Here is a 7,648-nt window from a genome sequence, read left to right on the forward strand (position 1 = left end):
TGGATTGAAAGATAGTACCAACTGCACCATTACAACTACTCAAGCAGCTACTGGTGACGGAACAATCAAATGTGTCGTTTTAAACAATATAGCCGCGAAAGGTAACATTACCTGGTCGCGAGACGCCGCCGGTGCGTGGACTTGCGCGTACAGTGGCGATGCGAAGTATGCGAGTAAAGGCTGCCCAGGACCTGCTGCACCTCCTGCTGAGTAACAAATAGCCTTTCATAGGCAAAGCTTTGAATCGCCAAAGACCATCAGTGAATTTCACTGATGGTCTTTTTTTCAAGTCGTCATGAGTACTTATGACCGGCAACCCTGAATTTATACCTTCAATTTTTGGACTATGATCGCCGGTAGGATTGCGCAGCGCTTCAGGTCGCTGAAATCAGGGCCCGTTACCAGGCTGGGTATGCCCAGCATCTGTGTAACGTGCTGCCGAACGCTACCTTCTTGCGTTTACCGGTACGCCAATGTCCAGCGAGGATCGGGATACTCGTTCGGTATTGGCGCAGCGAGCGGTGCAGGCTGTCAATACCGAGCTGATCGAGCTGCACTGGCAGGTAGGGGCCTATATCAGCGGCAAGATCGAGGCCGCGGAGTGGGGCGATGGCGTGGTAAAGAACTCGCCCCCAATCCGGTTGACGAAGCCGCCAAGCAACGCGCCGCCCTGCGCAAGACCCGGTATAAAACCGAATTGCTGGCGGCAGAATATGCGCGAAAGCATCATGGATCGCGGAATCGGCAAGGTTCGCGAAGCGGAAGACGACAGCACTGGTATCAAGAAGAGAGGCGGCAGCGCTATCGAACTCCTGGAAATTCTGGCAGCGCTTTCGTCCAGTGCAGCCACAAGTGAGCGCGGACGTGTCTCGAACGGGACATCACGCACCCATCCGACGATATAGATGCCGAAGACTTCCTGAGCGCGAAACTCGAGTATATCGCCCGCATCATGGACTCCTGCCAGGAAGCTGCGCAAACAACACACAGCGGACGCAGCCGAACTGATCGCTGCCGCACTTGATGAGTACGCTTTCCAATCCACGAACAAGCGTTGAGGTGTCAGGATGAGCCTGCTACGTCAATACTTCCGGTGGGGTTTTGAAATCACCCCCTTGGGCTTCCCAGCATCCAACACGAGGGCATAGCAGACAAAGCCTCGAAAAATATTGGTGAGGGCGATAGCTCCCTCGGCACCGTCGACTTTTGCATAGGCGCGCGCAGCACTGGAATGAGCACATACATCACCCAAACAGTGCTCAGTCAGGTCGATCAACCCGCTTTCGTCTGCGCAGGAAAACATAAATTCACCTAGTTCAGCAGCCTTAAGTATGCCGACCGTCTCCCCTGACTTGTCATCCAGACAAACAATAAACTTTGTCTGCGGCTGCTTAGTCTTTACGTCTGATAATTTTGTAGTGACCGGTAAGGTCGAAAAATCGCTATCGCAGAGGGACGCTAAGGTTGGCCCGGCACCTAGTCCTGACGACGGCCTAGATCGCATAACTTTATGCACAGTTGAGTGACATTTGATCCAATTTTCGGCCGTTACTGATCGGTACCCTACGACCTGCAGGATCTCCTTGTACATCAACGAGACGTCTAGCGCGAAAATCGGTTCATGGTGAGCGATGCGATTTCGAAAATTGTTGATACTCATCAGCAGAGTCTGAAGCGAAGCTCTAGTGATCGTAGGATTGAGCGGCATCAATGTCTTGATATTGGTCTGCCACAGTGGTCGGTCATAGGATGATCGGAAGAGGTTGGACCAGAAGTCAAACGTAAGCCGAGAAACCACATCATCCTTCTGCGCTGGAGCGCCACCCTTCGAAGCCCGGTCGATTGCCTTTTTCAAGGTTGTTAAGCTTTCTGGCGTGATCATCGACCGAAAAACCGCATCCAGGTGCCATTGGTTCGTATACTGCGCGCACAGAATCTCGTCGATTGCATTACGCACCACAACTTCAGTTACATGCAGTGGAAAGAGGAATGCCTTGGCCAACCTGGCGTTATAGAGATAAAGCTCGAAAGCAAAGTCATCTTTGTGACCTGCTTTTTTGAGATAAGTGGAGTACCGCTTGCTAGAAATCAGCGCCTCAAGATCCCTTGCGATAAGCGCTCCGTACGAGAACGACTGTTGACTCTCCGCCATGGAAGTGTATATTCCTCAGTACCTAGCAGCTGATGTGGCCCCTCTGATCCCTTGGATCAAGCGCCCTCCGCACTAGATCTAGAGCCCCGGGACAGTCAAACTCTCCCGGGGTTTCGCTTTTCTGGGAAACCATTTTCACCATGGTATCTCGACACCGTCGATAATCGAAAGCGAATGTTTTTGATTGGGTCAGATCTGACTCCTGACCGCAAAATAAAGGGCGCTCCCATAGGCGTCCTTGTCGTATGAGCACACATCATCTGCCGCGCTTCCCACCCTTGCCACCACCCCTTGGACGCTTGCTGGGGTTGGCCTGCGGGAAATACTCCTGCGTCTTCACCGGTTTCTTGGTCGTACCGTCACGTTTATCAATCATCACTCACCTCGCTGATGTGCTGATGTGGCACCGTCTTGCCGCATAAGCGTATCTGAAACAAATGGATCATTTTCGTAGGCCTTAAAGCGAGGAAATATTTTGATGATTTTCGGATCAGTACGCGCGTAGGGGAGAAGATTGGCAAATCACCGTTTACCCGGGTCGGTCATTGAGGGCTTGGCACGACACAATGCGAGTGATGAACGGCTAGTTTGGAGGTCCGGCTAAACAAGAATTGAGTAGACGGTGGTAGGTATCTCTTGGCATGGAGGTGTGCGGTCCTCGTCAAAGATGGTGTTTCGTGCCAAGCCCGCACTCTGCGTGGCTTACAGGCATTAAAAAGCCGGCTTGTGGCCGGCTTCTCGGGGACTGGCTTGGCTCATTTTTGGTAAGCCGCGCCAGCCTTCAAAACGTACACCCGGATCTTGCGTCCGGCTGTGGGACTTGGCGAGAAAATCATCTGCCGCGTCTGGGCGATCTGGCCGTGCTGGACGGTCGAAGCGCGAATGTGGGGCGCAGCATACTGATTTTTTTGAAAAATTCCCAGCCCAAAGGGCGATCCAGAGCTATCGCGTGCTGAAAAATCGCCCAATGGCTTACTTGAGCGCTACATTCGGGCGGCGTTTGGTGAGTGTCGACCACCAGAATACCCAGCCCAGTATCTGGATGTTCTGCGCCTTGATCTGTTCGGCGCTGAATATTTCATCCGGGTATTCGGGGTTGTTGTGGCTGCACAGTCGAAGCGCGCCAGCGGGGAGGCGGTGCAGGTAGTTCACCCGCAGCCTGCCCTGGTGCTGGAGGACATAGATTTCGCCGCCCACGATCTGAGTCAGGCTTCGGTCAATGGCGATGGTGGAGCCGTCCTGAATCTTTTCCGCCATATTGTTGCCGATCATTGGTGCGCAGACGGCTTTATCCGGATCGACCTCCAGTGATTCCAGATAGTGTCTCGGCAATCGCACGCTGTGACCGGTTATTTCGAGGGTGTTTGAATCTGGTCGGGTCGAAGCTTCTTTATAACAAGGGATTTCTACATCCGTGAATTGCAGACTGTCGTTATAAATACCGATTGTTTCCGTTGTTGAAAATTTAGTTGGGTACTTCGGCCCTTTGCCAGTGTGCAGCCACTTGCTGTTGACGGATAACAGCCGGGCAAACTCGTCCATGCGCCAGAGAGGGACGCCGCGCTTGTACCAGTTGTTCACGTGCTGAGGCTTTGCATTGCAAAACTTTGCAAACTCTGTGGGCTTGAGGTTGACCTCTTTGAGGAGTGCCTTGAAGCGATCGCCGGATGTATTCATGAGCACGGATTTTACGGAGGAGCGATAATTGTTTAAATAAACAAAGTGTTCAATTTTTATAGGAATTAGTTAGTAGAGTTGAATCCGGTGTTGAAGGTATTAAGTACGATTTAAACAAATAGTACTATTTGTGTTTAATTACTCTTGTCGGGTTTTTCAAGGCATAAAAAAACCCCGGATAACCGGGGTTTTTTATGCCTGCGAGTGAAGGCAGGATCAGCCTTTGTAGGCTGCAACCGACTTCATGATCTCGGTGCGAGCGGCTTCGGCGTCGCCCCAACCTTCGATCTTCACCCATTTGCCTTTTTCGAGGTCTTTGTAGTTCTCGAAGAAGTGTTTGATCTGCTCGAGCAGCAGACCTGGCAGGTCGGTGTACTCTTTGACGTCGACGTACAGCTGGGACAGCTTGTCGTGTGGAACTGCGATCACTTTGGCATCGCCGCCGCCATCGTCGGTCATGTGCAGGATGCCGACCGGGCGTGCACGGATTACCGAACCAGGAGCAACCGGGTAAGGGGTCACGACCAGCACGTCGAGGGGGTCACCGTCGTCGGCCAGGGTGTTGGGGATGAAACCGTAGTTGGCCGGGTAGAACATTGGGGTGGCCATGAAACGGTCAACGAACAGGCAGTCGCTGTCTTTGTCGATTTCGTATTTGATCGGCGCGTGGTTGGCCGGAATCTCGATGGCGACGTAGATGTCGTTCGGCAGGTCTTTGCCAGCCGGAATCTTGCTGTAGCTCATTGGGCGGTGCCCCCGTGATGGGCCAAATGACTTGGCCGGATTGACCTAAAAGTGGCGGCGATTATAGGCATATTCCGCCGTCGATGCCACGTGCCAGAGGTCGTGTAGACCTTAGTCGTGTACCCGGTAGTCCGGATGGACTGCCTGCAGTTGCTTGAGTCGGGCCAGTGGGTCCTGACGATAAAACAGCTGCAATTGCTGGTAGACCTGCGGATAGGCGCCATTGAGCAGGTCCGGGGCGCTGAAGAAGTATTCGCTGGTGACGGCAAAGAACTCGGCAGGGTTTTCCGCGGCGTATGGATCGATCGGTGTTTCAGCGTCGGGATTGCGATCCAGTTGGCGATTGAGGTCGTCGTAGGCCTTTTGCATCACCGCTGACCATTCGCTGACACGCATGTCGCTGTGCAGTGGCGGCAGGCCATTAGCGTCGCCGTTGAGCATGTCGAGTTTGTGCGCCAGTTCGTGGATGACCAAGTTGTAACCTTCCCAGCCGCCGCTGGCAAGGACTCCGGGCCAGGCCAGAATCACCGGGCCCTGTTGCCAGGCTTCGCCACTGTGTTCGCCGTTCCACTCATGCTCGACGCCGCTGGCATCGCGATGCCGCTGGGGGCTGAGGAAGTCGTCCGGATACAGCACGATTTCGTGAAATCCCTGATACCAGTTCAGCTCGCCCAGATGCAACAGCGGCAATTGCGCCTGGGCCGCCAGCAGCAGACGCTCCTCCTGGTGAAGTTCGACACCAGGCAGAGTGGTGAGGTGTTTGGCTTGCAGGAACAGCACGCTGGACTCGCGCAGCCATTGGTCTTCGGCGTCGCTCAGGCCATCGAGAAAGCTCAGGTGTTCACGCACTCGCCGCCAGGTTTGCGCCGCAACGGGATGCTTGGCCAGAGTGCGCTGGCGGCGCCAGGCATTGAGTGACCACATGGGCGATCAGCGCGTTCCGGCTTTTGAGGCTGAGTTGGCCAGGCGGCTGCGGATGATGCCGATAATCATCGGCAACAGCGACAGCAGGATAATGCCCACGACCAGCAGCGACAGGTTCTGCTTGATGAACGGTACATTGCCGAAGAAATAGCCGAGTGTCACCAGCCCGCCGACCCAGAGGAGGGTGCCGGCAACGCTGAAAGTGAGAAATCGCGGGTATGGCATTTTCGCGACACCGGCGACGAACGGCGCGAAGGTCCGAATGATGGGCATGAAACGCGCGAGGGTTACTGTCTTGCCGCCATGCTTGTCATAGAAATCTTGGGTTTGCTGCAGATAGTCGCGGCGGAAGATTTTCGAGTCGGGATTGCTGAACAGGCGCTCGCCCACCGTTCGGCCAATTATATAGTTGGTGCTGTCACCAAGGATCGCCGCCAGCATCAACAGGCCGGCCAGCAATACCGGGTCCATGCCGCCGCCTGCCGCCACGGCGCCGGCAATGAACAGCAGCGAATCGCCAGGCAGGAACGGCATCACCACCAGACCGGTTTCGCAGAAGATCACCAGAAACAGGATGGCGTAGATCCATGGCCCGTAGTTGGTTACCAGCAAATCGAGATAGACGTCGAGATGCAAGATAAGGTCGAGCGGGTTGAAATCCATGGAGGTACCTGTGGTGATGACCCGACTCGGCAGGTCCGTGCGAAGGCTTCGAAATTAATGGCTACAGAGCGGTGGGTTTTTTCTTACACGCCACAACGCTCGGCATTATACGGGCTGGGCTGTGAATTGCGTGTCGAGATTGTAGCGGGGGATTTCGCTTGAGGGAGGCGGGGTGGGGGCTTTCAGGGATCTGAAGGGGGCTGTGGTGAGGGGGCAAGCTCGCTCCTACATGATCAGGGCAATCCCTCTCACCACAGCTCGTCGCCGGGTGACTACTCGTCGCTGATAGGCAGTATGTAGTTCTTGAATTCGGTGTCTTCGCGAAAGCCGATGGATTCGTAGGTTTTCTGCGCCACTTCGTTGTTGCTGCTGGTGGACACCCGCATGCGCACGGCATGGGTTTCCTTGGCCATTTTTTTTGCGGTGCGGATCAGGTTGTCGGCCACCAGCTGTCGACGGGATTCTTCGGCAACATATATATCGTTGAGAATCCACACGCGTTTCAGCGACAGGGAGGAAAAACTCGGGTACAGCTGGCAAAAGCCCAGCAACTTGCCGTTGTCTTCATCGGACAGGGCCAGGTAGATCACCGATTCCTTGCGTCGCAGGCGCTTTTCGAGAAAGACGCGGGAGGAATCGGGATACGCCAGCGCACCATAGAATTCACGGTATTTGACGAATAAGGGGGTCAGCAAGTCCAGGTGTTCCAGGGTCGCTTGAGTAATCCGCATGATTGGCCTCAACTTGAAGTGGGTACGGCAAAACGGATCATTACTCGAGCAGCCGTGATCCGATGCTGCCTAAAGCCTGTAAAAAGCGCAATCAGGATCCCGCCAATTACACCGGTTTTGAGAGTAGGAAGTTGCCGTTTGAGTGGACGGCAGTGTCCGAATCCAGGGTCTGAACCTGTGTTTCGTCTTTCAAATTGACCCCTGACAGCTGCCGGCGGCAGGCTTCATGCATCAAGTACAGCAGACGATGAGCGGCCATGCCATAACTCAGCCCTTCCAGCCGCACATTGGAGATGCAGTTGCGGTAGGCGTCGGTCAGGCCGACCCTGGGCTCGTAGGTGAAGTACAGGCCGAGGCTGTCCGGCGAGCTGAGGCCGGGGCGTTCGCCGATCAGGATCACCACCATCCTGGCGCCGAGCAGTTCGCCGATTTCATCGGCCACCGCGACCCGGCCCTGTTCCACCAGGATAACCGGCGACAGTGACCAGCCTTCGGCCTGAGTCTGTTCTTCCATGCGTGCCAGAAAGGGCAGGGTATGGCGATGTACAGCCAGCGCTGACAAGCCATCGGCCACCACCACCGCCAGGTCGATGCCGCCGGGATTGGCCTGGGCATGCTCGCGCAGTTTTTGCGCCGACTCGTCGCTCAGCCGTCGGCCGAGGTCGGGGCGTTGCAGATAGCTGTTGCGATCGGTCGCGGCGCTGTGCAGCAACAGGCTGTCGCGCCCACGCTCGGCCAGTTGCGTGCCCAGGCCCGC

Annotated in this window: 9 protein-coding genes; 2 read left to right on the forward strand and 7 right to left on the reverse strand. The window is 55.2% G+C overall.

Going from position 1 to position 7,648, the window contains the following annotated elements; translation table 11 throughout:
* Positions 1–214, forward strand: a 214-nt coding sequence (locus tag F8N21_RS29325; RefSeq protein WP_191624432.1) for a pilin, incomplete at its 5' end; no start/stop codon positions are given.
* A 259-nt stretch (positions 215–473) separates the two neighbouring features.
* A complete protein-coding gene (locus tag F8N21_RS31580) occupies positions 474–905 on the forward strand; it encodes a hypothetical protein (RefSeq protein ID WP_412071687.1) in 432 nt (143 codons plus the stop codon).
* Between the two features lie 176 nt (positions 906–1,081).
* Here F8N21_RS31580 and F8N21_RS29335 read toward each other — a convergent pair whose 3' ends face one another.
* The 7 genes from F8N21_RS29335 to eutC all read right to left on the reverse strand — a co-directional run.
* Complete coding sequence (locus F8N21_RS29335) at positions 1,082–2,152, reverse strand: Abi family protein (protein WP_150645454.1); 1,071 nt, start codon at positions 2,150–2,152, stop codon at positions 1,082–1,084.
* A 972-nt stretch (positions 2,153–3,124) separates the two neighbouring features.
* Positions 3,125–3,829, reverse strand: coding sequence for a helix-turn-helix transcriptional regulator (locus F8N21_RS29340; protein WP_412071686.1), 705 nt, complete (start codon positions 3,827–3,829; stop codon positions 3,125–3,127).
* Between the two features lie 216 nt (positions 3,830–4,045).
* Entirely contained in the window at positions 4,046–4,573 is a 528-nt protein-coding gene (gene ppa, locus F8N21_RS29345) for an inorganic diphosphatase (RefSeq protein ID WP_150645456.1), read from the reverse strand.
* A gap of 111 nt (positions 4,574–4,684) precedes the next feature.
* Positions 4,685–5,497, reverse strand: coding sequence for a zinc-dependent peptidase (locus tag F8N21_RS29350; protein ID WP_150645457.1), 813 nt, complete (start codon positions 5,495–5,497; stop codon positions 4,685–4,687).
* 6 nt (positions 5,498–5,503) lie between these two features.
* A complete protein-coding gene (locus F8N21_RS29355) occupies positions 5,504–6,160 on the reverse strand; it encodes a DedA family protein (RefSeq protein ID WP_150645458.1) in 657 nt (218 codons plus the stop codon).
* Positions 6,161–6,432: 272 nt separating this feature from the next.
* Entirely contained in the window at positions 6,433–6,891 is a 459-nt protein-coding gene (locus F8N21_RS29360; RefSeq protein WP_150641239.1) for a GNAT family N-acetyltransferase, read from the reverse strand.
* 106 nt (positions 6,892–6,997) lie between these two features.
* A partial coding sequence (eutC, locus tag F8N21_RS29365) for an ethanolamine ammonia-lyase subunit EutC (RefSeq protein ID WP_150645459.1) occupies positions 6,998–7,648 on the reverse strand: 651 nt, incomplete at its 5' end.

This window comes from Pseudomonas fluorescens (genome assembly GCF_902497895.1).
Taxonomy (GTDB): domain Bacteria; phylum Pseudomonadota; class Gammaproteobacteria; order Pseudomonadales; family Pseudomonadaceae; genus Aquipseudomonas; species Aquipseudomonas fluorescens_BP.